18 protein-coding genes are annotated in these 22,885 nt (G+C 63.5%); 12 read left to right on the top strand and 6 right to left on the bottom strand.

Going from position 1 to position 22,885, the window contains the following annotated elements; translation table 11 throughout:
- Window positions 1-79: 79 nt before the first annotated feature.
- The 3 genes from FW796_RS10700 to FW796_RS10690 form a co-directional block, all read right to left on the bottom strand.
- Entirely contained in the window at window positions 80-1,045 is a 966-nt protein-coding gene (locus FW796_RS10700; RefSeq protein WP_346633178.1) for an L-carnitine dehydrogenase, read from the bottom strand.
- A 159-nt stretch (window positions 1,046-1,204) separates the two neighbouring features.
- Window positions 1,205-2,092, bottom strand: a complete 888-nt coding sequence (locus FW796_RS10695) for a 3-keto-5-aminohexanoate cleavage protein (RefSeq protein WP_346633177.1) — start codon at window positions 2,090-2,092, stop codon at window positions 1,205-1,207.
- A gap of 87 nt (window positions 2,093-2,179) precedes the next feature.
- Entirely contained in the window at window positions 2,180-3,124 is a 945-nt protein-coding gene (locus tag FW796_RS10690; RefSeq protein ID WP_402892548.1) for a choline ABC transporter substrate-binding protein, read from the bottom strand.
- A gap of 194 nt (window positions 3,125-3,318) precedes the next feature.
- On the opposite strand from FW796_RS10690, the gene FW796_RS10685 reads away from it, so the two are divergent.
- Window positions 3,319-4,278: a GlxA family transcriptional regulator gene (locus FW796_RS10685; protein ID WP_404937825.1), complete on the top strand. Its 960-nt coding sequence runs from the start codon at window positions 3,319-3,321 to the stop codon at window positions 4,276-4,278.
- Window positions 4,279-4,346: 68 nt separating this feature from the next.
- Window positions 4,347-5,522, top strand: coding sequence for an AAA family ATPase (locus FW796_RS10680; RefSeq protein ID WP_446439349.1), 1,176 nt, complete (start codon window positions 4,347-4,349; stop codon window positions 5,520-5,522).
- Between the two features lie 33 nt (window positions 5,523-5,555).
- Here the strand turns inward: FW796_RS10680 and FW796_RS10675 are convergent, their stop codons facing one another.
- Both FW796_RS10675 and FW796_RS10670 read right to left on the bottom strand, forming a co-directional pair.
- Complete coding sequence (locus FW796_RS10675) at window positions 5,556-5,972, bottom strand: DUF3010 family protein (protein WP_446439348.1); 417 nt, start codon at window positions 5,970-5,972, stop codon at window positions 5,556-5,558.
- A gap of 147 nt (window positions 5,973-6,119) precedes the next feature.
- On the bottom strand, window positions 6,120-7,034 hold the full coding sequence (locus FW796_RS10670; RefSeq protein WP_446439347.1) for a LysR family transcriptional regulator: 915 nt from the start codon (window positions 7,032-7,034) through the stop codon (window positions 6,120-6,122).
- A 181-nt stretch (window positions 7,035-7,215) separates the two neighbouring features.
- Between FW796_RS10670 and FW796_RS10665 the strand changes: the two genes are divergently transcribed.
- The 3 genes from FW796_RS10665 to FW796_RS10655 are packed head-to-tail and all read left to right on the top strand — an operon-like array spanning window position 7,216 to window position 9,468.
- A complete protein-coding gene (locus tag FW796_RS10665) occupies window positions 7,216-8,553 on the top strand; it encodes a nucleobase:cation symporter-2 family protein (protein ID WP_346633171.1) in 1,338 nt (445 codons plus the stop codon).
- 58 nt (window positions 8,554-8,611) lie between these two features.
- Complete coding sequence (locus FW796_RS10660) at window positions 8,612-9,121, top strand: nucleoside deaminase (RefSeq protein WP_346633170.1); 510 nt, start codon at window positions 8,612-8,614, stop codon at window positions 9,119-9,121.
- Window positions 9,122-9,129: 8 nt separating this feature from the next.
- Window positions 9,130-9,468 (top strand): hydroxyisourate hydrolase, encoded by a 339-nt coding sequence (locus tag FW796_RS10655; protein WP_346633169.1) that lies wholly within the window; start codon window positions 9,130-9,132, stop codon window positions 9,466-9,468.
- Between the two features lie 107 nt (window positions 9,469-9,575).
- On the opposite strand, the gene FW796_RS10650 is transcribed toward FW796_RS10655, so the two are convergent.
- Complete coding sequence (locus tag FW796_RS10650; protein WP_346633168.1) at window positions 9,576-9,977, bottom strand: lysozyme inhibitor LprI family protein; 402 nt, start codon at window positions 9,975-9,977, stop codon at window positions 9,576-9,578.
- 236 nt (window positions 9,978-10,213) lie between these two features.
- On the opposite strand from FW796_RS10650, the gene FW796_RS10645 reads away from it, so the two are divergent.
- The 7 genes from FW796_RS10645 to FW796_RS10615 all read left to right on the top strand — a co-directional run bounded on the left by FW796_RS10645 (window position 10,214) and on the right by FW796_RS10615 (window position 22,811).
- Window positions 10,214-11,191 (top strand): dipeptidase, encoded by a 978-nt coding sequence (locus tag FW796_RS10645; protein WP_123726579.1) that lies wholly within the window; start codon window positions 10,214-10,216, stop codon window positions 11,189-11,191.
- A gap of 78 nt (window positions 11,192-11,269) precedes the next feature.
- Window positions 11,270-11,800 carry a DUF5943 domain-containing protein gene (locus FW796_RS10640; protein ID WP_346633167.1) on the top strand — a complete coding sequence of 177 codons (531 nt, stop codon included), beginning with the start codon at window positions 11,270-11,272 and terminating at the stop codon, window positions 11,798-11,800.
- 15 nt (window positions 11,801-11,815) lie between these two features.
- The gene (gene dgcA, locus FW796_RS10635) at window positions 11,816-13,876 is read left to right on the top strand and encodes a dimethylglycine demethylation protein DgcA (RefSeq protein WP_346633166.1); all 2,061 of its coding nucleotides are present in this window, start codon (window positions 11,816-11,818) and stop codon (window positions 13,874-13,876) included.
- 114 nt (window positions 13,877-13,990) lie between these two features.
- Window positions 13,991-15,955: a dimethylglycine demethylation protein DgcB gene (gene dgcB, locus FW796_RS10630; protein ID WP_346633165.1), complete on the top strand. Its 1,965-nt coding sequence runs from the start codon at window positions 13,991-13,993 to the stop codon at window positions 15,953-15,955.
- The gene (gene etfA / locus FW796_RS10625) at window positions 15,955-17,175 is read left to right on the top strand and encodes an electron transfer flavoprotein subunit alpha (protein ID WP_346633164.1); all 1,221 of its coding nucleotides are present in this window, start codon (window positions 15,955-15,957) and stop codon (window positions 17,173-17,175) included. The genes dgcB and etfA overlap by 1 nt, the downstream gene beginning before the upstream one ends.
- A 9-nt stretch (window positions 17,176-17,184) precedes the next feature.
- Window positions 17,185-17,955: an electron transfer flavoprotein subunit beta gene (etfB, locus tag FW796_RS10620; protein WP_346633163.1), complete on the top strand. Its 771-nt coding sequence runs from the start codon at window positions 17,185-17,187 to the stop codon at window positions 17,953-17,955.
- 1,403 nt (window positions 17,956-19,358) lie between these two features.
- A complete protein-coding gene (locus FW796_RS10615; RefSeq protein WP_446439346.1) occupies window positions 19,359-22,811 on the top strand; it encodes a GMC oxidoreductase in 3,453 nt (1,150 codons plus the stop codon).
- Window positions 22,812-22,885: the final 74 nt, after the last annotated feature.

The following is a 22,885-nucleotide window of genomic DNA, read 5'->3' as shown; positions in this document are numbered from 1 at the left end:
GCCGGCGAAGGCGTCCGTTGGGTGTGCGCCTGGCTTGAGGGCCTATTCGCTGGCAAGCCAGCTCCTACAGTGATTGGGGTTAGTCGTGAAAGTGCATGCCGTGCTTGGCCTTGGTGGTTTTCACCGCCTCCAGCACTGCCAGCAGGCAGTCATCACGATAGCGCTCCAGGGCCGCAATGCTGTGCGTGCCCAGTTGCTCGGCGGTGCCCTCGACTACGTCATCGATCAGTTTGTCGGTCAGCTCCGGGGCCGGCAGGTAGGTCCAGGGCAGTTGCAGCGCTGGGCCGAACTGGGCCATGAAGTGGCGCATGCCGGCGTCGCCTCCCGCCAGGGTGTAGGTGAGGAAGGTGCCCATGAACGACCAGCGCAGGCCGGCGCCAAAGCGGATCGCGTCGTCGATTTCCCCGGTGGTCGCCACCCCGTCATTGACCAGGTGCAAGGCTTCGCGCCACAGGGCTTCGAGCAGGCGGTCGGCGATGAATCCCGGGACTTCCTTGCGCACGTGCAGTGGACGCATGCCCAAGGATTCATAGACCTGGATCGCCGCCTGTATCGCCTCGGGTGCGGTGTGCTTGCCGCCCACCACTTCCACCAGTGGCAGCAGGTATACCGGGTTGAACGGGTGACCCACCACGCAGCGTTCCGGGTGGGTCGAGCCTTCGTAGAATTCGCTAGGCAGCAGGCCCGAGGTGCTGGAGCCGATTAGGGCGTTTGGCTTGGCCGCGGCGCTGATCTTGCTGTGCAGTTGCAGCTTGAGTTCCAGGCGCTCGGGAGCGCTTTCCTGGATGAAGTCGGCATCTTTCACGCATTCTTCGATGGTGGCGACAAAGCGCAGGCGCTGTTGTGAGGCGCCGGGTGCCAGGCCCTGTTGTTCCAGGGCGCCCCAGGCGTTGGCGACCCGCTTGCGCAGGGCCGCTTCAGCGCCGGGGGCCGGGTCCCAGGCCACTACGTCCAGGCCGTGGGCCAGGGCACGGGCTACCCAGCCGCTGCCGATCACGCCGCTGCCCAGAGCGGCGAAGGTTTTGATGTTGGTGATAAAAGTCATCGCGTCTTCCTGAAAAAAGAGTCGGTAGAAGCGGGCTTGCCAGCGAAGCGGTTGGCGGCCTTGCGGGCCTCTTCGCCGGCAAGCCGGCTGCTACGAGCTCGGATGTGACGGCCTCTTCGCGAGCAAGCTCGCTCCTACGGGGGGAGAGGTGGATTAGGGTCAGCCGCGTTGCTTCAGGCCCATTTTCTGGCGGCCTTCGGCCGGGGTCAGGACCCGGGCGCCGAGGCGGCTGAGGATCTCTGTGGCCCGTTCCACCAGTTGGCCGTTGGTGGCGAGCACGCCGCGATCCAGCCACAGGTTGTCCTCCAGGCCGACCCGCACGTTGCCCCCCAGCAGCACCGCTTGCGCGGCCATGGGCATCTGCATGCGCCCGATACCGAAACCGGCCCAGACCGCCTCCGCCGGCAGGTTGTCCACCATGGCCTTCATGGTGGTGGTGTCCGCGGGGGCGCCCCAGGGAATGCCCAGGCACAGTTGGAACAGCGGGTTGTCCAGCAGGCCTTCCTTGATCATCTGCTTGGCGAACCACAGGTGCCCGGTGTCGAAGATCTCCAGCTCGGCTTTCACCCCCAACTCCTGGATGCGCTTGGCACCGGCCCGTAGTTGGGCCGGGGTGGACACGTAGATGGTGTCGCCGTCACCGAAGTTGAGCGTGCCGCAGTCCAGGGTGCAGATCTCCGGCAGCAGTTCCTCGACATGGGCCAGGCGGGTCAGCGGCCCGACCAGATCGGTGTTGGGCCCGAACTCCATGGGATGCTCGCCGGCGCCGATCTCCAGGTCGCCGCCCATGCCGGCGGTGAGGTTGACGATGATGTCGACCTCGGCCTCGCGAATGCGCTCCATGACTTCGCGGTACAGCGCGACATCACGGCTGAACTTGCCGGTCGCAGGGTCCCGGACGTGGCAGTGAACCACCGTGGCGCCGGCCTTGGCGGCTTCTACCGCGGCGGCGGCAATCTGTTTTGGGGTGACCGGCACATGGGGGCTCTTGGCGGTCGTGTCGCCAGCACCGGTGAGTGCGCAGGTGATGATGACGTCGTGGTTCATGGGGCGATTCCTTACAGGCATGTTTGCTGGGGGCATGAGGTGGCCGTGCGCAGCCCTGGGCGGGCTGCGGGGCGCTGGTGGCGGTGCTTACTTGTTGGTCAGTTGCAGGTGTTCGGCGGCCGGTTTGCCATCGAAGGTGGTCACCCCGTCAAGCCAGCGCTGCTGGTCCTGAGGGTGATCCTTGAGCCACTGCCTGGCAGATTCCAGGGCGTCCTTGTGATCCAGCAGCGGCTGCATCATCCGGCTCTCGTCTTCGGCGCTGAAGGTCAGGTTGGTCAGCAGCCGGTGCACGTTCGGGCACTGCTCGGCATAGGTCGGTGCGGTGACGGTCCAGACCGTGGCCTGGCCCTCGTTGGGCCCCAGGGCGTTTTCACTGCCGCTGAGGTAGGTCATCTTGATGTTGACGTTCATCGGGTGCGGCGCCCAGCCGAAGAACACGATGGCTTCGTTGCGTTTCACCGCTCGGGCCACCGCCGACAACATGCCCGCCTCGCTGGACTCCACCAGCTGGAACTTGCCGAGGCCGAACTGGTTCTTGGCGATCATGTCCTTGATCTGGGTATTGGCCCCCGAGCCGGGCTCGATGCCGTAGATCTTGCCCCCCAGCTCCTTCTGGAACCTGGCGATGTCGGCGAAGGTCTTCAGGCCCTTGTCGGCCAGGTAGGAGGGGACGGCCAGGGTGGCGCGGGCGTCCTTGAGGCTGGGCTCGGCCAGGACCTTGACCTGATTGGCGTCGACGAACGGCGTGATGGTCTGGGTCATCAGCGGGTTCCAGTAGCCGAGGAACAGATCCAGGCGCTGGTCACGGATGCCGGCGAAGATGATCTGCTGCGAGGCGCTGGTCTGCTTGGTCTTGTAGCCGAGACCGTCGAGCAGGACCTGGGTCATGGCGCTGGTGGCGATCACGTCGGTCCAGTTGACCACCCCAAGGCGCACATTCTGGCAACTGGCGGCGTCGGCGGCCATGGCCCCTGAACTCAGAAAAACGCTACCACTTAGCGCAAGCACACAATGGCTGATCAGTCGTTTCATGGTGGTTCCCTCGGCAGGTCGTTATTGTCGGTCCCGGCGTCTTTGTGCGTCGGTGATGCCAAGGTACGGAGGCGTCGCAGGCGGCAAGCGCACAGCGGCGACCGACTCTTGCACTGCAGCGACCTGACCTCTTGTGGCTGTGGGGCATTTGGCGTATCACAGGGCCCACGCTGGCCGTCACCGGAGTGCGTTGCATGTCCCTGGATTGCTACTTCCTGCTGATGCCGGGGTTCTCCGCCATCGGTTTCATTTCCGCCATCGAGCCGCTGCGGGTGGCCAATCGTTTTCGTGGCGAGCTGTATCGCTGGCAGGTGCTCAGCGCCGATGGCGGCGCGGTGCTGGCCAGCAACGGGATGTCGGTGAATGTCGATGCGGCCCTGGAGCCGCTGAAGAAGGGCGCAACCTTGTGGGTGGTGGCCGGTTTCGAGCCGTTGAAGTTCCTGAGTCCTGCTCTGGAACACTGGCTGCGGCGCCTGGATGTGGAGGGCGTGACCCTCGGCGGTATCGATACCGGCAGCGTGATTCTCGCGGAGTCCGGGTTGCTGGAAGGGCACCGGGTAACCCTGCACTGGGAAGCCATCGAGGCCTTCAAGGAGTCTTATCCACAGCTGAGCGTGACCCAGGAGCTGTTCGAGATCGATCGGCGGCGCATCACCTGTGCCGGCGGCACCGCGTCCATCGACATGATGCTCGACCTGATCGCCCAGGCCCACGGTCCGGAACTGGCGATCCAGGTCAGCGAACAATTCGTGCTCGGGCGCATCCGCCCGCGCAAGGATCACCAGCGCATGGAAGTCGCCAGCCGCTACGGCATCAGCAACAAGAAACTGGTGCAGGTGATCGGCGAGATGGAGCAGCACAGCGAGCCGCCCCTGAGCACCCTGGCCCTGGCGGAGTCGATCAAGGTGACCCGGCGCCAGCTGGAGCGGCTGTTCCGCCTGCACTTGAACGACACCCCGAGCAACTTCTATCTGGGCCTGCGCCTGGAGAAGGCCCGACAGCTGCTGCGCCAGACCGACATGAGCGTGCTGGAGGTGAGCATCGCCTGTGGGTTTGAGTCGCCGTCCTACTTCACCCGCAGTTACCGCGCGCGTTTCGTGCACTGCCCCCGTGAAGACCGACGCCTGCAAGGGAGCGGCCGGGAGTCGGTTTGACAGGGGTTTATAGTCAATTATACTCGCGACTATAAATTATAGTCCTGGCAATAATTGAGTATAAAACCATGTCGAAAAACACCGGTTTCGTGTTTCGTCGTCCTGCACTGGCGCTCAATATTGCCGATGGCCTGGTGGGCTCGGGGATTCAGGATTACAGCTCGGGGCTGTTCCTGGCGGCGCCTCGGCGCACCGGGAAAAGCACCTTTCTGCGAGAGGACCTGCTGCCCGAGTGCCAGAGCCGTGGCTGGCTGGCGGTTTATGTCGACCTTTGGGCCAATCGCGAAAAAGACCCTGCCGAGCTGATCGCCGCGGCCATTGCCGGGGCGCTGGTGCCTTTCGAGAAAGGCATTCGCAAACTGGCCAAGTCCCTTGGGGTGGAGAAGCTCAGCTTTTTGCGCACCCTGTCCTGGGACTTCAGCAAGTCCCAGTTGCCCGAAGGCGCGACCCTGACCCAGGCCCTGGAATTGCTCCACAGCGCCGCGGGCAAGACGGTGGTCCTGGTGATCGACGAGGCCCAGCATGCCTTGAGCTCGGAGTCTGGGTTGAATGCCATGTTCGCTCTCAAGGCGGCCCGGGATCAGCTCAATCAGGGACGGGACATGGACACCAGTGGCCTGCGCCTGGTGTTCACCGGGTCCAATCGCGACAAGCTGGCCCATCTGGTGCTCAACCGTAACCAGCCATTCTTCGGTTCGAGCATCACCCCGTTCCCGCTGTTGGGACGGGATTTCACCAAGGCCTACACCGCCCATCTGAACGCTCATCTGGCGCCCACCAATCAGTTCAATGCCGATGATCTGGACCAGGCCTTCGAATGGGTTGGCCGGCGTCCGGAAATGCTTCGCAGCATCATTGGCCAGGTGGCCCTGGAACTGGGGGAGGCGAGCCAGCTCAACGAGTTGTTGCGCAGCAGTGCCGAGGTTCTGCGAGCCGGGGTCTGGAGCGAATTCGAAAGCGCCTGGAACGGTCTGACCCTGTCCCAGCGGGCGGTGCTGGAAGTGATGGTGGAGCGTTCGCGCAACAACCTGCCGTTCGCGCCCTTTACCGACGACACCCTGGCGGCGGTGGCCAAGGCGTTGCAGGCCATGGGCAGCGATACGCAACCGGGCACCCAGACGGTGCAAGCCTGTATCGATGCCCTGCGGGAAAAGGAGCTGGTGTGGAAGTCCAGCCGGGGCGCCTATGCCCTGGAAGACAATTCATTCGCCGACTGGCTGCAGCATTATCGGCGTAGCGTATAGCGGCCTCTGCGCCGGCAAGCCGGCGGCTACCGGTTATTTTTTCAGCAAGGCGGCGCAGGCGCTTTTGTAGGCCTCGTGCTGGTATTTGTTGAGGCTCGCCGGCAGGCTGAAGTCGTGCTTCTTGTACTGGGCGTTGATGGTCTGTGGCGACAGCAGGGTCACTTCGCAGTGTTCCAGCAGCTGCAGCACGCCTTCGATCTTGAAGGTAGTAGGGCCGCCGGCGAATTCGCCTTTCTTGCTGCGTTTCTTGATGGCGATGCGGGTAATCCCGTGCTCACGGACAAAGGCGCCGATCTGGACGGCGAAGGCCCGGACGTTGCCCGCTTCATCGTCGTCTTCCAGAGCGATTTTCTTGATGGCCAGCGCCTGGTGTTGCGGTGCGCCGTCTTGCAGGGAAGCGAGGGCGAAGATGGCTTCGCTGCCCTTGATCTCGATACCGCAGATGCTCATGAGTAACCCTTTCAATCGTTGAGTGGGGCGCAGCTTACAGCTCCAGCTGGTCGGCGCGTATAGCGAAGACGGCGGCAATTTTTTCCGGGTGCTCTTGCGGGGTCGGGCCAAGCTCGGAACCTTGTCCCTTTGTTGCCCGTGCCGCCGTTACCAGGTCGTGGACTGCCCGCGCCGGTCCACTTCGTACACCTTGTGTCGTAACAGGCGTTCCTTGAGCCAGCGTTCGGCCTTGCCCATCACTCGTTGTCGGGCCCAGAGCAGGTCCACGCCCACCAGCCAGTCGGTGTGGGGATAGGCGCCCAGTTGCAGTTCCACCAGTTCGCCCTGGGCCAGTTCACGCTGGATCAGTTGCCGGGGCAGGGTGGCCCAGCCCAGGCCGGCGCGGACCATCTCCAGCAGCGCCAGGTAGTTTTCCGCTTGCCACAATTGGTTGCAGCGCAGGTACTCGCTGCTGGGCAGCTTGTCGGCATGGGCGCTGAAGGCCAGGCGCCGGTGCCCACGCAGGTCGTCGAAGGTCACGTTGTCCAGACGGGCCAGGGGATGATCCGGGTGGCAGACGTGCAACATGATCAGCTTGCCCATCTGCTGGAACTCCAGCTCCTGGGGATAACCCGGTTGCGAAAAGGCGATCCCCAGCACCGCATCGCCACGGGCCACCAGCTCGCTGGCATCTCCGGACAGCGGGTGACGGATCAGCAGGTCGACATAGGGGAAGGCCTGCTCGAACTCGCGCAAGGCCGGCATCAACGGGCCGTACGGGGTTTCGATCACGATGGACAACTGCGGCTCCAGCGCCTGCGACAGACCGTCGGCATTGGCCTGCAGGGTCAGGCAGCGCTCCAGTACCGCCTCAGCCTGCAGCAGCATTTTCTGTCCTCTGGCGGTCAGCACCGGGCTGCGGCTGCTGCGGTCGAACAACTCCACCCCCAGATCGGCCTCCAGGTTGGCAATGGCCACGCTGACCGTGGACTGGGTCTTGCCCAGCTTGCGTGCAGCGGCCGAGAACGAGCCGGTTTGTGCGGCCTGAACGAACATCTGCAGTTGTTCCAGTGAAAAGCGCATCGCGTCTCCCGACCCCAGGACAGGGTTGTCCAATCCATCGTTAAAAACGATGGCTGCTCATTTGTTTCATCGTATTCAAGCACAGATCATGGGCGCCGACGTTCGTACATCCTGCCGGGGCATTGCTCCCGGATGCCTGCCAGAACAACAACAAGAGCTGCACTTTCAGGAGATCTGCGACATGAACATTCCCCGGGTTCACCCAGTGGACGAGGTCCTGCCCGTCCGCCAGTTGTTCACCTTCGGCTTGCAGCATGTGCTGGTGATGTATGCCGGTGCGGTGGCGGTGCCATTGATTCTAGGCAATGCCCTGGGCCTGACTGCGGCCCAGGTGGTGTTACTGATCAATGCCAACCTGCTGACGTCCGGCATTGCCACCCTGATCCAGACCCTGGGTTTCTGGCGGTTCGGCGCACGCTTGCCGTTGATCCAGGGCTGCTCCTTCATCGCCCTGGCGCCGATGATCATGATCGGCAAGCAGTTCGGCCTGGCCGAGGTGTTCGGCGCGGTGATCGCTGCCGGGTTTCTCACCATCGCCATGGCTCCACTGTTCAGCCGTCTGCTGAGGTTCTTTCCCCCGGTGGTGATCGGCAGTCTGATTACCATCATCGGCATTTCCCTGATGCCGGCGGCGGCCGTCTGGCTGGGGGGCGGCAACCCCGCCGCCGAGGATTTCGGCGCACCGGCCAACCTGTTGCTGGGGCTGGCCACGGTGGCGGTGACCCTGGTGATCTACGGCAAGTTCTCGGGCTTTATCGGCAACCTCAGTGTGCTGATCGGGCTGCTGGTGGGCAGCCTGATCGCTGCGGCCTTCGGCATGACGCACTTTGCCCAGGTGGGTGAAGCGGCCTGGTTCGAGCTGAGCCCGCCCATGGCCTTCGGAGCTCCGCAATTCTCCCTGATGCCGATCCTGATCATGACCCTGGCGATGCTGGTGATCATGGCCGAGACCACCGGCAACTGCCTGGCCATTGGCAAGCTCACCGGCAAGCCCATGACCCAGCGCACCCTGGGTAACGCCTTTCGCGCCGACGGTCTGTCCACCATGCTCGGCGGCCTGTTCAACAGCTTCCCTTACAACGCCTTTACCCAGAACACCGGACTGATCGCGCTTTCCAAGATCAAGAGCCGCTTCGTGGTGGCGGCAGCCGGCGCAATCATGGTGCTCATGGGGCTGTTTCCCAAGCTCGGGGCGCTGGTGGCTGCGGTGCCGACCCCGGTACTGGGCGGCTGCGCCATCGTCATGTTCGGCATGACCACCGTGGCCGGCATCCAGGAGCTGTCACGGGTGAAGTTCGAGGGGACGCGCAACGGCATCATCGTTGCGGTGTCGGTCAGTGTCGGCGTGCTGCCGATGTCCTTTCCAGCGTTGTTCGCCCATGCCCACGGCCCTCTCAAGCTGCTGCTGGAAAGCGGCATCTTCCTCGGCGCCATCACCGCCATCGTGCTCAACCTGTTGCTCAATCCCCGCACGTCTGCCGCCGAAGAACTGGCAGCTCATGCCGGGCTTGGCGATTGAAGACGGCTATCAGCCCCGTCTTTTTCGGCGGGTTTCTGTCCATGAAAAGGAGGTCAAGATGACCCAGATTCTCTCCCCTATCCCTGCCGGTGTCAGCGAACTGGACCTGCAACTGCTGCGTCAGAGCATTGCGCTGGCCGAAGAGGCCAAGGCCCGTGGCCGCCACCCGTTCGCCGCCCTGGTGGCGGACCGCAACGGCAAGATCGTTGCCAGTGCCGGCAACAACTCCATGCCCCCCGAAGGCGACCCGACCCAGCACGCCGAACTCGCCGCTGCCGCCAAGGCCGCCAGGCTCCTGGGCCCCGAGGAGCTGGCCCAGTGCACCCTGTACACCAGCGCCGAGCCTTGCTGCATGTGCGCCGGGGCCATTTACTGGACCGGCATTGGCCGGGTGGTCTACGCCTTGTCCGAGCATGCCTTGCTGGCACTGACCGGCGATCACCCGGAAAACCCGACCTTCTCCCTGCCATGCCGTGAAGTCTTTGCCCGGGGGCAGCGGCAGATCCCGGTGTTGGGGCCGATGCTGGAAAACGAAGCGGCCCAGGCCCATGTGGGGTTCTGGAAATGAATGGCGGAGTGTCCATCCACGTGGTGGATGTCGCCAGCGGCAAGGTGGCCGCGGGCATGCAGGTTCGGGTGCGCCGCCTGGGCGAGGAGTGGCTCTGTGAAGGACAGATTGCCGACAACGGCCTGCTGGCCCCGCTGAGCGAGCTGGCGGCCCGCTTCGACCGGGGCGTCTACGAGGTGGAGCTGGACGTGGCGGCGTTCTATCGAGCCCAGGGCCAGGTCTCGGGGCAAGTGCCGTTTCTCGATGTGCTGGTGTATCGCTTCGGCCTGGATGACCCGCGCCAGCACTACCACCTGCCGTTCAAGCTGACGGCCTGGGGCGTCTCGTGCTTTCGCGGCGGCGCCTGACTCCGTGACCTGCGTAGGAGCGAGCTTGCTCGCGAAGCTTTTCCCGCCGCGACATGGGGCGGGGTCGGGCATGCTTCGCGGGCAAGCCCGCTCCTACAGGGGGCGGATCATTCCTGGGCGATGGACTCGATGAACTCCGAGCGCTCGTCGCTCATCCGCGCCAGGCAATCATTGGTGGCGATGGTGTAGGCCTTGGTTCCGGACTTGGCCGGGAAGGACTCCACCGCACAGTCGGCATCGCGCTGCTTCTGCCACAACTGCTGGGCGTTCTTGACCTTGGCGCTGATGTCGCTCAGTTGCGCCTTGTCGTTGCCGTACAAGGTACCGAGGCGTTCCAGCAGGCTCTGCACGTTGTCAGCCAGCAACTGCTCGGCAGTGGTCCGGTTGTAGGTGGCGCATTCCAGGGTCTGCACGTCGTTTTCCACGCCGTCGCAGGGAGAACTGTCGGTTTCTTCGGCCGCCTGCACGCCAGTCGCCATCAGAACCAAGGCCAGGAAGATCGGTTTCATTGCAGCGCTGCCTCTAATCCAGTGAAGCTTTCGTTGGAACGGCGAATTCTGGCGCAAGCCCCAGGCAAAGAACAGAGGGCGCCACACCCCCACATCCGGCCCTTTGTCGGGTCTTGACGCTTTCGGCAATTCCCCTGTCGTTTTTGCACCGGGGCGCCCTGGTCCTCAAGCATATGCTGACCCCAAAGCGCCGGCAGACGATTCGGCGCATGAATCGCCAATAAGGGGACAGCCTGATGAGCCCAGCCGAATTACACGCCGACAGCATCGTTATCGACGGGCTGATCATTGCCAAGTGGAACCGCGAGCTGTTCGAAGACATGCGCAAGGGCGGCCTGACCGCAGCCAACTGCACCGTGTCGGTCTGGGAAGGGTTTCAGGCCACGGTCAACAACATTGCCTCCAGCCAGAAACTGATCCGCGAAAACAGCGACCTGGTAATGCCGGTGCGCACCACTGCGGATATCCGCAAGGCCAAGGAGGTGGGCAAGACCGGTATCCTCTTCGGCTTCCAGAATGCCCACGCTTTCGAAGACCAGATCGGCTACGTCGAGGTGTTCAAGCAGCTGGGCGTGGGCATCGTGCAGATGTGCTACAACACCCAGAATCTGGTGGGCACCGGCTGCTACGAGCGTGATGGCGGGCTCTCCGGGTTCGGCCGCGAGATCGTCGCCGAGATGAACCGCGTCGGGGTCATGTGCGACCTGTCCCACGTCGGTTCCAAGACCAGCGAGGAAGTGATCCTCGAATCCAAGAAGCCCGTCTGCTACTCCCACTGCCTGCCGTCGGGGCTCAAGGAGCACCCGCGCAACAAGTCCGATGCAGAACTGAAGTTCATCGCCGACCATGGCGGCTTCGTTGGCGTGACCATGTTCGCGCCGTTCCTGGCCAAGGGCATCGACTCCACCATCGACGACTACGCCGAAGCCATCGAATACACCATGAACATCGTCGGTGAGGATTCCATCGGCATCGGCACCGACTTCACCCAGGGCCATGGCCAGGACTTCTTCGAGTACCTGACCCACGACAAGGGCTACGCCCGCCGCCTGACCAACTTCGGCAAGATCATCAACCCCCTGGGCATCCGCACCGTGGGCGAGTTCCCCAACCTCACCGAGACCCTGCTCAAACGCGGCCACAGCGAGCGCGTGGTGCGCAAGATCATGGGCGAGAACTGGGTCAACGTCCTCAAGGACGTCTGGGGCGAGTAAACCTCTCCAGCCCCCTTATCCGATTTCCCCCTGCCGTTCGCGCAGGGGCATTCACTGAATTTCTGGAGTCACGTTTCCATGGCCAAGATCGCCCCGCAATTGCCTATCGAAGTCGACAGCGAAACCGGTGTCTGGACCTCCGACGCCCTGCCGATGCTCTACGTGCCACGGCATTTCTTCGTCAACAACCACATGGGCATCGAGGAAGTCCTGGGCAGCGATGCCTACGCCGAGATTCTCTACAAGGCCGGCTACAAGTCCGCCTGGCACTGGTGCGAAAAAGAAGCCGAATGCCACGGCCTGGAAGGCGTCGCGGTGTTCGAGCACTACATGAAGCGTCTGTCCCAGCGCGGCTGGGGCCTGTTCAAGATCCAGGACATCGACCTGGATCAAGGCACCGCCAGCGTCAAGCTCGAGCACTCGGCGTTCGTCTACGTGTACGGCAAGGTCGGGCGCAAGGTGGACTACATGTTCACCGGCTGGTTCGCCGGTGCCATGGACCAGATCCTGGAAGCCCGTGGCAGCAAGATCCGCACCGTGGCAGAGCAGGTTTACGGTGGTTCCGAAGAAGGCCACGACGATGGCCTGTTCGTCGTCAAACCGTTGTAAGCGGAGTTAAGAAAAATGGCTTTCGAAGCGATGTTCCAGCCGATCCAGATCGGCAAACTGACCATCCGCAACCGTGTGCTGAGCACCGCGCACGCTGAGGTCTACGCGACTGACGGCGGCATGACGACCGAACGGTATGTGAAGTACTACGAAGAAAAGGCCAAGGGCGGCATCGGCCTGGCCATCTGCGGTGGTTCCTCGGTGGTGGCCATCGACAGCCCCCAGGAATGGTGGAGCTCGGTGAACCTGTCCACCGACCGCATCATTCCGCACTTCCAGAACCTCGCCGACGCCATGCACAAGCATGGCGCCAAGATCATGATCCAGATTACCCACATGGGCCGGCGCTCCCGTTGGGACGGCTTCAACTGGCCGACCCTGATGTCGCCGTCCGGCGTACGTGAGCCGGTGCACCGCGCCACTTGCAAGACCATCGAGCCGGAAGAGATCTGGCGGGTGATCGGCAACTACGCTCAGGCTGCGCGCCGGGCCAAGGCCGGCGGTCTGGACGGCGTCGAACTGTCGGCGGTGCACCAGCACATGATCGACCAGTTCTGGAGCCCACGGGTCAACAAGCGCACCGACGAATGGGGTGGCACCTTCGAGAAGCGCATGCGCTTTGGTTTGGAAGTGCTCAAGGCCGTGCGCGCCGAAGTCGGTGATGATTTCTGCGTCGGCATGCGCATCTGTGGCGACGAATTCCACCCGGACGGCCTGTCCCACGAGGACATGAAACAGATCGCCAAGTACTACGACGACACCGGCATGCTGGATTTTCTCGGTGTGGTCGGCTCGGGCTGCGACACCCACAACACCCTGGCCAACGTGATCCCCAACATGAGCTTCCCGCCTGAGCCGTTCCTGCACCTGGCGGCGGGCATCAAGGAAGTGGTCAAGGTCCCGGTGCTGCACGCACAGAACATCAAGGACCCCAACCAGGCCACGCGGATTCTCGAAGGCGGTTACGTCGACATGGTGGGCATGACCCGCGCCCACATGGCCGACCCGCACCTGATCGCCAAGATCAAGATGGGCCAGATCGACCAGATCAAGCAGTGCGTCGGCGCCAACTACTGCATCGACCGCCAGTACCAGGGCCTGGACGTGCTGTGCATCCAGAACGCCGCCACGTCCCGTGAATACATGGGCGTGCCGCATATCATCGAGAAGACCACCGGCATCAAGCGCAAGGTGGTAGTGGTCGGTGCCGGTCCTGCCGGTATGGAAGCCGCCCGTGTCGCCGCCGAACGTGGCCACGACGTGACCCTGTTCGAGAAAAAAGAAGCCATTGGCGGGCAGATCACTACTGCCTCCAAGGCCCCGCAACGGGACCAGATCGCCGGTATCACCCGCTGGTATCAGCTGGAGCTGGCGCGACTGAAAGTCGACCTGCGCCTGGGCACCGCGGCGGACACCGCGACCATCCTCGACCTGCGCCCCGACGTGGTGGTGCTGGCGGTGGGCGGCCATCCGTTCATCGAGCAGAACGAGCACTGGGGCGCCGACCAAGGGTTGGTGGTCAGCAGTTGGGACATCCTCGACGGCAAGGTGGCGCCGGGCAAGAACGTGCTGGTCTACGACACCATCTGTGAGTTCACCGGCATGTCGGTCACCGACTTCATCGCCGACAAAGGCTCGCAAGTGGAGATCGTCACCGACGACATCAAGCCGGGTATCGCCGTGGGCGGCACCTCGTTCCCCACCTACTACCGCAGCCTGTACCCCAAGGAAGTGATCATGACCGGGGACCTGACCCTGGAGAAGGTCTACCGCGAGGGCGACAAGCTGGTGGCGGTGCTGGAGAACGAATACACCGGCGCCCGCGAAGAGCGAGTGGTGGACCAGGTGGTGGTGGAGAACGGTGTGCGTCCTGACGAAGAGCTCTACTACGGGCTCAAGGAAGGATCGCGCAACAAGGGCCAGATGGACGTCGAGGCGCTGTTCGCGATCAAGCCGCAGCCGTGCCTGAGCGAGACCGGGGAGGGCTACCTGTTGTTCCGCATCGGCGACTGCGTATCCCAGCGCAATACCCATGCCGCGATCTACGACGCACTGCGCCTGTGCAAGGATTTCTAAGCCATTTCCTGTAGGAGCCGGCTTGCCGGCGATTGGCACTGGCGAGATACCGCGAGCTGCCTGATCGCTGGCAAGCCAGCTCCTACAAGGCCCCAGGTCTTTGGGAGCTCCACCATGTTGAACACCCTTCTTCCCATTCTGTTGTTCGCCGCCGTCGGCCTTGCGGTCCTCGGCGCGCTGCGACGCGTGGCCATGTGGCGCCGGGGGCGAGCCTCCAAGGTCGATCTGCTCGGCGGCCTGCTGGCCATGCCCAAGCGCTACATGGTGGATCTGCACCATGTGGTGGCTCGGGACAAATACATGGCCAATACCCACGTGGCCACGGCGGGCGGCTTCGTCCTGGCGGCGGTGCTGGCGATCCTGGTTCATGGTTTTGGTCTGCATAACCGCATCCTCGGCTACGCCTTGCTGCTGGCCACCACGCTGATGTTCGTCGGCGCGCTGTTCGTCGCCAAGCGTCGGCGCAATCCACCGGCACGCCTGTCCAAGGGCCCGTGGATGCGCCTGCCGAAAAGCCTGCTGGCGTTCTCGGTGAGTTTCTTCCTGGTGACTTTGCCGGTGGCGGGCATCCTTCCGGAACATTTCGGAGGCTGGCTGCTGGCGACGATTCTGGCGGTCGGTGTGCTGTGGGGCGTGTCCGAGCTGTTTTTCGGCATGACCTGGGGCGGGCCGATGAAGCACGCTTTCGCTGGCGCCTTGCACCTGGCCTGGCACCGGCGCGCGGAACGCTTTGGTGGCGGACGCTCCACTGGCCTCAAGCCGTTGGACCTGGAAGACCCAAGCGCGCCTTTGGGGGTGGAAAAGCCCAAGGATTTCACCTGGAACCAACTGCTGGGCTTCGACGCCTGCGTGCAGTGCGGCAAGTGCGAGGCGGCATGTCCGGCCTTCGCCGCCGGCCAGCCGCTGAACCCGAAGAAACTGATCCAGGACATGGTGGTCGGCCTGGCCGGCGGCACCGACGCACAGTTCGCCGGCAGCCCGTACCCATCCCTTGACGGCAGTGGCAAAGCCATTGGCGAACATGGCGGCAACCCGCACCAGCCTATCGTCAACGGCCTGGTGGACGCCGAGACCCTGTGGTCCTGCACCACCTGCCGCGCCTGTGTCGAGGAGTGCCCGATGATGATCGAGCACGTCGACGCTATCGTCGACATGCGTCGCCACCTGACCCTGGAGAAAGGCGCGACCCCGAACAAGGGCGCCGAGGTTCTGGAGAACCTCATCGCCACCGACAACCCCGGCGGCTTCAACCCCGGTGGGCGGATGAACTGGGCGGCGGACCTGAACCTGACCCTGCTTAGCGAAAAACCAAGCACCGACGTGCTGTTCTGGGTCGGCGACGGCGCCTTCGACATGCGCAACCAGCGCACCCTGCGCGCCTTCGTCAAAGTGCTCAAGGCGGCCAAGGTGGACTTCGCCGTGCTCGGCCTGGAAGAACGCGACAGCGGCGACGTGGCCCGACGCCTGGGGGACGAAGCCACTTTCCAGCTGTTGGCCAAACGCAATATCCAGACCCTGGCCAAGTACCGCTTCAAGCGCATCGTTACCTGCGATCCCCACAGTTTCCATGTGCTGAAAAACGAGTACGGCGCCTTCAACGGCAACTACCTCGTGCAGCACCACAGCACCTACCTGGCCGAGTTGATTGGTGCCGGTGCGCTGAACCTGGGCCAGCACAAGGGCAGCAGCGTGACCTATCACGATCCTTGCTACCTGGGCCGCTACAACGGCGAGTACGAAGCTCCTCGGGACGTATTGCGGGCCCTGGGCATCGAGATCAAGGAAATGCAGCGCTCGGGCTTCCGTTCCCGTTGCTGCGGCGGTGGCGGCGGGGCGCCGATCACCGACATTCCGGGCAAGCAACGCATACCCGACATGCGCATGGAAGACATCCGCGAGACCGGCGCCGAGTTGGTAGCCGTGGGTTGTCCACAGTGCACCGCCATGCTCGAAGGGGTGGTGGAGCCGCGGCCGATGATCAAGGACATTGCCGAACTGGTGGCCGATGCCTTGCTCGAAGACGCTGCTCCGGGCAAAGCGCCGGCGTCGGTGAAACCTGAACCTGCGGAGGTGCACTGATGAGCGACATTATCCGCCGCGATCCCCGGGCCGAATGGATTGCCCGCAACCGCCTGCACCCGCTGCACGCGGCCATGCAGCCGGCGCAACACAGCTGGATGGGGCCCAATGGCCTGATCCGCAAGAATCCCCATGGCATCGGTTTCATCGGCCCCAACGGCCTCAAACGCATCGACCGCAGTGGCGCCCAGCAGGGCGGCAGTGCCAAGCGCACGGCGGCGGCCGAGGTGCAGTTGCCGCTGCATCAAGTGGCGCAGCCGGCGTTCTACATCAGCGTGGTGCCGGACATGGTTGGCGGCCGCCTGAGCAGTCACGACCGCGATCTGCTGGGCCTGGCCCATCAGTTGGCGGGCGAGGACGGCGCGGTGCTGGCGGTGGTGTTTGGCGAGCACAAGGAGTCGGCCTTTGCCACGGCGGGTGTCGACCGCCTGCTGGTGCTGCAAGGCAGCGAGTTCGACGGTTATGCACCGGAACAACGGGTACAGGGCCTGCGGGCTGTGGATAACCAGTTCAGCCCGCGCCATTGGCTGCTGCCTGACAGCCGCACCGGGGGTGGCGAACTGGGCCGGCGCTTTGCCGCGGCCCTGGGCGAACGCCCGGCGACCCGGGTCTGGCAGGTCAAGGACGGCCAGTGCATCGGCCGTGCCGGTGCCGGTCTACAGGACCTGGCGCGGCCAGTGGCACGGTTGATCCTGGCCGCGGCCGAATGTGCCGAGCCGGTCAGCGAAACCCGCCACGAAGCCTTGCCGGTGGAGTTATCCACAAGCGTGGCCCGCAGCCTGGCGCGGATCGAGGATTTGGGCGCGGTGGCGGTGGACCCGGCGGCGATTCCCATGGCCGAGGCCGAGTTCATCTTTTCCGGGGGCAACGGGGTCAAGGACTGGCCACTGTTTCACCAGACCGCCGCGGCCCTGGGCGCCACCGAAGGCGCCTCGCGGGTGGCGGTGGACGACGGCTTCATGGCCCGGGACCGGCAAGTGGGGGCCAGCGGCATCTGGGTCACCGCGCGGGTCTACGTGGCGGTGGGGATTTCCGGGGCGATCCAGCACCTGCAGGGCATTGGTGCTTGCGACAAGGTGGTGGCGATCAACCTCGACCCGGGCTGCGACATGATCAAACGCGCCGACCTGTCGGTGATTGGCGACAGCGCGGAAATTCTCAAGGCCTTGATCGCGGCGGTGGCGGCCTACCGCAACGACGCCAAGCGCGATGCGGCTTAAGGGGACGTTATGAACAGCAATGTGATCAGCCTGGTATCGATTGGTGCGCACCCGACCTCCGGTCGCCCGCGGCGTGCCGAACAGGACGCCCGGGCGGTGGAACTGGGCCTGCAACTGGCTGGGGACAAGCTGCAAGTGCTGCATGCCGGCGACGTCGCCGAGCCGGCTCTGCGGGCTTACCTGGGCATGGGGCTGGAGCAGTTGCATGTGCTGGAACAGCCGGCAGGCGCCGATGCCCTGCCGATCCTGACCCAGTACCTGCGCGACGCGGGCGTTCAGGTGGTGCTCACCGGCAGCCAGGCGGAAACCGGCGAAGGCTCCGGCATGCTGCCATTCCTGCTGGCGGAGAGCCTGGGCTGGCCGCTGGTGGTGGGACTGGCGCACGTCGAATCCCTGACCGATGGCGTGGCCCACGTCCTGCAAGCTTTGCCCCGTGGCCAGCGGCGGCGACTCAAGGTGCGCCTGCCATTCCTCGCCACTGTGGATAACGCCGCGCCGAAACCGCGCCAGAGCGCCTATGGCCCGGCGCGCCGTGGTCTGTTGCAGGCCGATCAGGTCGTGGTGGTGGAAGACGAGTTACTCACAGTCTCCAGTCTGCAACCGGCCAAACCCCGGCCCAAGCGCCTGAAAGTGATCAAGGCCAAGAGCGGCGCGGATCGCATGAAGGCCGCCACCGCCAAGGCCAGCGGCGGCACCGGGCAAGTGCTCAAGGGCGTCAGCCCGGAAGCCGGCGCCGAAGCGATTCTCAAATTGCTCATCGAAGAAGGCGTGGTCCGCTGAGCTCAGGTTTATGCACAACCCCACCTCTGGACACCGCCGTTCGCTGGCAAGCCATCTCCTATAAGGGAAATCGCGCCTGCACCCACCGTAGGAGCCGGCTTGCCGGCGAAGGGGGCGTCATGTTTTTGCACATCTCTGGGCAGCGCCATTCGCTGGCAAGCCAGCTCCTACAGGGGAAATCGCGCCTGTACCCACCGTAGGAGCCGGCTTGCCGGCGAAGGGGGCGTCATGTTTTTGCACATCTCTGGGCATCGCCATTCGCTGGCAAGCCAGCGCCTACAGGGGAAATCGCGCCTGTACCCACCGTAGGAGCCGGCTTGCCGGCGAAGAGGCCGTCATGGTTTTGCACATTTCTGGGCAGCGCCATTCGCTGGCAAGCCAGCGCCTACAAGAGTCGCGATGGGTTACTCACAATCCCTGTGTGCGTACCTGTGGATAAGGTGTTCGCGCCTTGCTCAAGCCCATGTGGAACAAGCCCTGTAGCCATCTGTACGAAATTTGACCAGCCTAAGCTGGCGATTTTTATGGCTTTTTTTCCAGGGCAGGGAATTATCCGAAGAGACTTTTGCACAGCACTTGCCCCCAAAGTCTGTTGGCGCTTCTGTGGATAAGATGTTCGCTTACCGCTGCAGGCCCCGCAGAACCTGGCTTTGAATGGGTTGATCGAAAAACATCCAAATACGCTGTTCAGGCTCGATTATTCGGGTAAAGCCCCGATATTTCGCGGCTTCCAGGGGTTTTCCACAGTCGCTGGCGCCTCTGGCCCCAGTTGCCCCCAAAGTCTGTTGGCCGTTCTGTGGATAAGGTGTTCGCCTTCCGCTACAGGCCTTTGAATACGGGGGTTTCAGAGGTTTGTTCAATAATTGATCAAACGCTGGAGAAACCGCTGTTTTCCCATAAGTCACGGATTTTCTTGGCATTGCCCACTGAAATATCCCCAATGCCCGCTCACTTGCCCACAGTTGCTGTGGGCCAAGGTGTGGATAACATGTTCGCGGAAGGCTGTACCCCTTGTAATCCATAGCGTGTGCGGCAATAGATCAAATTTCATACAGTTCTAATGGCTTTCTTGACAGTGACAAGTGGCCTGTCTTCACTGATGGCACAAGGACTTAGCAGCTACTTATCCACATACGGTTGGGGGAGCGCAGGCAATGGATTGTCGTTTATCGCAGGTTTCCCCGATCCGGACTTCCCTACCTCGACGTACCCGTCGCCGCGCCGCCAATCAGCGCGCTCGTCTATAGCCTTGCCCGCGAGCTAACGGCTCCGACTCCATCACTGATTCCACTGTTTGTGTTTCTGGCGCCAAGGCCTGCCCGTTCGGCTGCCTGCTGCGCGATCGGTTTTACCCATTAGAGGCGACCACAGAGTTGCCCCATCTGCCTGAGAGGAACCCCGCCATGACTCGGATCGCGACCCCCATCAGCGAGATCCAGGAACACTACGACGTTATTGTCATCGGCTCCGGCTACGGGGGGGGCATCGCCGCTTCCCGATTGTCCCGGGCTGGTCGGCGGGTCTGTCTGCTGGAACGAGGGCGGGAGATCCAGCCTGGCGAGTACCCCAACACCCTGGCCACGGCCACTGAGGAGTTGCAGGTGCATGATCCCGACGGCCATATCGGCTCGCGTACCGGGCTCTTCGATCTGCACGTCAATGCCCAGCAGAACGTGGTGGTGGGTTGCGGCCTGGGCGGTACATCGCTGATCAATGCCAACGTCGCCCTTGAGCCCGAGCCCGGGGTCTTCGACGATCCGCGCTGGCCCCGGGCGGTACGCGAGCATCGCGATACCCTGCTCAAGGAGGGGTATGCCCGGGCCCGGGAGATGCTCAAGCCCACTCCCTATCCCGACTCGGCGCCCACCTTGCCCAAGCTCCAGGCCAACCAGAAGTCCGCGGAGTTTCTCAAGCAGGGCGCGCACTTCTACAAGCCGCCGATCAACGTGACCTTCGCCAAGCTGCCCAACAACCTCAACCATGTCGGGGTCGAGCAACTGCCCTGCAACCACTGTGGCGACTGTGTCTCGGGCTGTAACAACAAGGCCAAGAACACCACCTTGATGAATTACCTGCCGGATGCCAGCAATCATGGCGCCGAGATTTTCTGCCAGGCCGAGGTGCGTTACCTGGAGCAGGAGGGGGATGGCTGGATCGTGCACTTCCAATACCTGGACAGCGGACGCGAGAAGTTCTCGGCGCCGACCTTGTTCGTCAAGGCCGACATCGTCGTGCTCAGTGCCGGCACTCTGGGTTCCACGGAAATCCTCCTGCGCTCCAAGGCCAAGGGCCTGTCCACCTCGGACCAGTTGGGTGAGCACATGAGCGGCAACGGCGACATCCTCGGGTTCGGCCATAACTGTGAGCAAACCATCAACGGCATCGGTTTCGGCACCCATTCGGCCAGTGAGCTCAAACCCGTGGGGCCGTGTATCACCTCCATCATTGACATGCGCACCGAAGGCGACTGGCGCAGCCGCATGGTCATCGAGGAGGGGTCGATTCCCGGCGCCTTGGGCCGGGCCATGGTGCCCAGCATGGCGCTGTTCGCCAGCACCCTGGGCAAGGCCACCGACCAGAGCCTCAGCGGCCAGTTGGGCTACAAGGCGCGGGAGGCCGAAAGCTTTCTGCGGGGGCCTTACTACGGCGCGCTGCACAACATGCAGACCTACCTGATCATGAGTCATGACAATGGGCGCGGCCGCATGCTGCTGGACGCCAAGGATCAGTTGCGGATCGACTGGCCCGGGGTTGGCCAGCAACCCAATGTGATTCTCGGCAACGAGCGCCTGTACCAGAGCACCAAGGCGCTGGGCGGAGTCTGGGTGGAGAACCCGATCTGGACCAAGCTGCTCAAGCACAGCATCGTTTCGGTGCACCCGTTGGGCGGCTGCGTCATGGGCGAAGACGCCGGCCAGGGGGTGGTCAACCACAAGGGCCAGGTGTTCAGCGGCGTCAGCGGCAGCCAGGTCTATCCCGGGCTGTATGTGGCGGACGGCGCGGTGATTCCCACCTCGCTGGCGGTCAATCCGTTGCTGACCATTTCGGCGGTCAGTGAGCGCAACATGCGCCTGCTGGCCGAAGATCGCGGCTGGAAGATCGACTACAGCCTGCCCTCGGCCCCGAGCAAGGCGGTGCCGGCGCCGACCCTGGGCGTGCAGTTCACCGAGACCATGAAGGGCTATTTCTCCACCGCCTTCACCCAGCCCCAGGGCACCGATCTGGCGCTCTACCAGGAGGCGGCCAAGCGCGGCGAGGCGCAGAACTCCCCCATCGAGTTCACCCTGACCATCACGGCCAACGACCTCAACCGGATGATCAAGGAGCCTGAGCACGCCGCCACCCTGGTGGGCACCCTGGAGGCTCCGGCGCTGTCGGCACAGCCCCTGGTGGCCAGCCACGGGGTGTTCAACCTGTTCGAGGAATTCCAGCAGCAAGTAGGCGTGCGCCACATGAACTACGACATGCGCCTGACCGCCGAGGACGGTAACGAGTACTACTTCAGTGCCTTCAAGACCGTGCCCGAGGATCACGGCGTGCTGAACATCTGGCCCGACACCAGCACCCTGTATGTGACCCTGTACCGCGGCCAGAACAAGAGCGGCCCGGTGCTCGGCTCCGGGGTGATGCACATTCTGCCGGCGGACTTCGCCAAGCAGATGACCACCATGAAAGTGCTCAATGCGCGTAACGAGCGTGAGCGCATCGAGGCCCTGGCGCGCTTCGGCAAGTTCTTCGCCGGGATTCTCTGGGAAAGCTACGGCGGCGTATTCGCCGGGGACATCTACTTCAATCCCGACGCGCCGCCGCGGATCAAGCGGCCCCTGGATGCGCCGGTGCCGACGGTGCAGTTCTTCGAAACCGAAGACCGGGTGCAGCTGCGCCTGACCCGCTACCAGGCCGGCAGCAAAGGCCCAGTCATGTTGGTACACGGCCTGGGCGTGGGCTCCAACATCTTCTCCACCGACACCATCCAGACCAACCTGCTGGAGTACCTGTGCAAGCACGACTATGACGTCTGGCTCCTGGATTTCCGGGTCAGCATCCTACTGCCGGCGAGCAAGCAGGAATGCAATGGCGACCAGATCGCGGCCTATGATTTCAAGGCCGCCATCGGCCAGATCAAGCAGGCGACCGGGGCCCGTGACGTGCAATGCGTGGTGCATTGCTACGGCGCCACGACCTTCTTCATGTCGTTGCTGGCGGGCCTGCAGGACGTGCGTTCGGTGGTCTGCTCGCAGATTGCCGCCGACACCGTGGTGGCCACCGCTACCGGGATCAAGGCCGGATTGCACCTGCCGGGCATGCTCGACGCCATCGGCATCAGGTCGCTGACGGCCTACGCCGACAGCAAGGAAAGCCTGTTCAACCGGCTCTACGATACGGCGCTCAACGGTTATGCGCGGATCGAGGCCCAGGGCTACTGCACCAATCCGGTGTGCCACCGCATCACCTTCATGTACGCCTCCCTGTACCGCCACGACACCCTCAACCAGACCTTGCACGACAACCTGCACGAGCTGTTCGGCGCCTCCAATATCGAGACCTTCGAGCATCTGGCACTGATCTGTCGCAAGGGGCACCTGGTGGACTTCAAGGGGCGTGACGTCTACATGCCGCATTTCGACCGGCTGAAGTTGCCGATCTGCTTTATCAGCGGCGCCGACAACCAGTGCTACCTGCCGTTAAGCACCCAGAAGACCTATGAGCGCCTGTGCCAGCTGCATGGCCCCGAGCTGTTCAGCCGCCACGTGGTGCCGGGTTACGGACACATCGACTGCATCTTCGGCAAGAACGCCGTGGTGGATGTGTACCCGCTGATGCTGGCGCACCTGGAGAAGACCGCCCTGGGCTGACGACGACCGGCTCGCGGCCTGCGGTGCGCCCGTGCCGCAACCGGGCTTGGCGATAGGTACCGCAGGACAGGCTC

The sequence above is a fragment of the Pseudomonas sp. 910_21 genome, from assembly GCF_052850735.1.
This window is presented reverse-complemented; position numbering and strand designations above follow the sequence as displayed.

Bases quoted from the DNA above. Each gene is read 5' to 3' on its own strand.
- FW796_RS10700 (WP_346633178.1), bottom strand. From the start codon at position 1,045: ATGACTTTTATCACCAACATCAAAACCTTCGCCGCTCTGGGCAGCGGC.
- FW796_RS10695 (WP_346633177.1), bottom strand. From the start codon at position 2,092: ATGAACCACGACGTCATCATCACCTGCGCACTCACCGGTGCTGGCGAC.
- FW796_RS10690 (WP_402892548.1), bottom strand. From the start codon at position 3,124: ATGAAACGACTGATCAGCCATTGTGTGCTTGCGCTAAGTGGTAGCGTT.
- FW796_RS10685 (WP_404937825.1), top strand. From the start codon at position 3,319: ATGTCCCTGGATTGCTACTTCCTGCTGATGCCGGGGTTCTCCGCCATC.
- FW796_RS10680 (WP_446439349.1), top strand. From the start codon at position 4,347: ATGTCGAAAAACACCGGTTTCGTGTTTCGTCGTCCTGCACTGGCGCTC.
- FW796_RS10675 (WP_446439348.1), bottom strand. From the start codon at position 5,972: ATGAGCATCTGCGGTATCGAGATCAAGGGCAGCGAAGCCATCTTCGCC.
- FW796_RS10670 (WP_446439347.1), bottom strand. From the start codon at position 7,034: ATGCGCTTTTCACTGGAACAACTGCAGATGTTCGTTCAGGCCGCACAA.
- FW796_RS10665 (WP_346633171.1), top strand. From the start codon at position 7,216: ATGAACATTCCCCGGGTTCACCCAGTGGACGAGGTCCTGCCCGTCCGC.
- FW796_RS10660 (WP_346633170.1), top strand. From the start codon at position 8,612: ATGACCCAGATTCTCTCCCCTATCCCTGCCGGTGTCAGCGAACTGGAC.
- FW796_RS10650 (WP_346633168.1), bottom strand. From the start codon at position 9,977: ATGAAACCGATCTTCCTGGCCTTGGTTCTGATGGCGACTGGCGTGCAG.
- FW796_RS10645 (WP_123726579.1), top strand. From the start codon at position 10,214: ATGAGCCCAGCCGAATTACACGCCGACAGCATCGTTATCGACGGGCTG.
- FW796_RS10640 (WP_346633167.1), top strand. From the start codon at position 11,270: ATGGCCAAGATCGCCCCGCAATTGCCTATCGAAGTCGACAGCGAAACC.
- dgcA (WP_346633166.1), top strand. From the start codon at position 11,816: ATGGCTTTCGAAGCGATGTTCCAGCCGATCCAGATCGGCAAACTGACC.
- dgcB (WP_346633165.1), top strand. From the start codon at position 13,991: ATGTTGAACACCCTTCTTCCCATTCTGTTGTTCGCCGCCGTCGGCCTT.
- etfA (WP_346633164.1), top strand. From the start codon at position 15,955: ATGAGCGACATTATCCGCCGCGATCCCCGGGCCGAATGGATTGCCCGC.
- etfB (WP_346633163.1), top strand. From the start codon at position 17,185: ATGAACAGCAATGTGATCAGCCTGGTATCGATTGGTGCGCACCCGACC.
- FW796_RS10615 (WP_446439346.1), top strand. From the start codon at position 19,359: ATGACTCGGATCGCGACCCCCATCAGCGAGATCCAGGAACACTACGAC.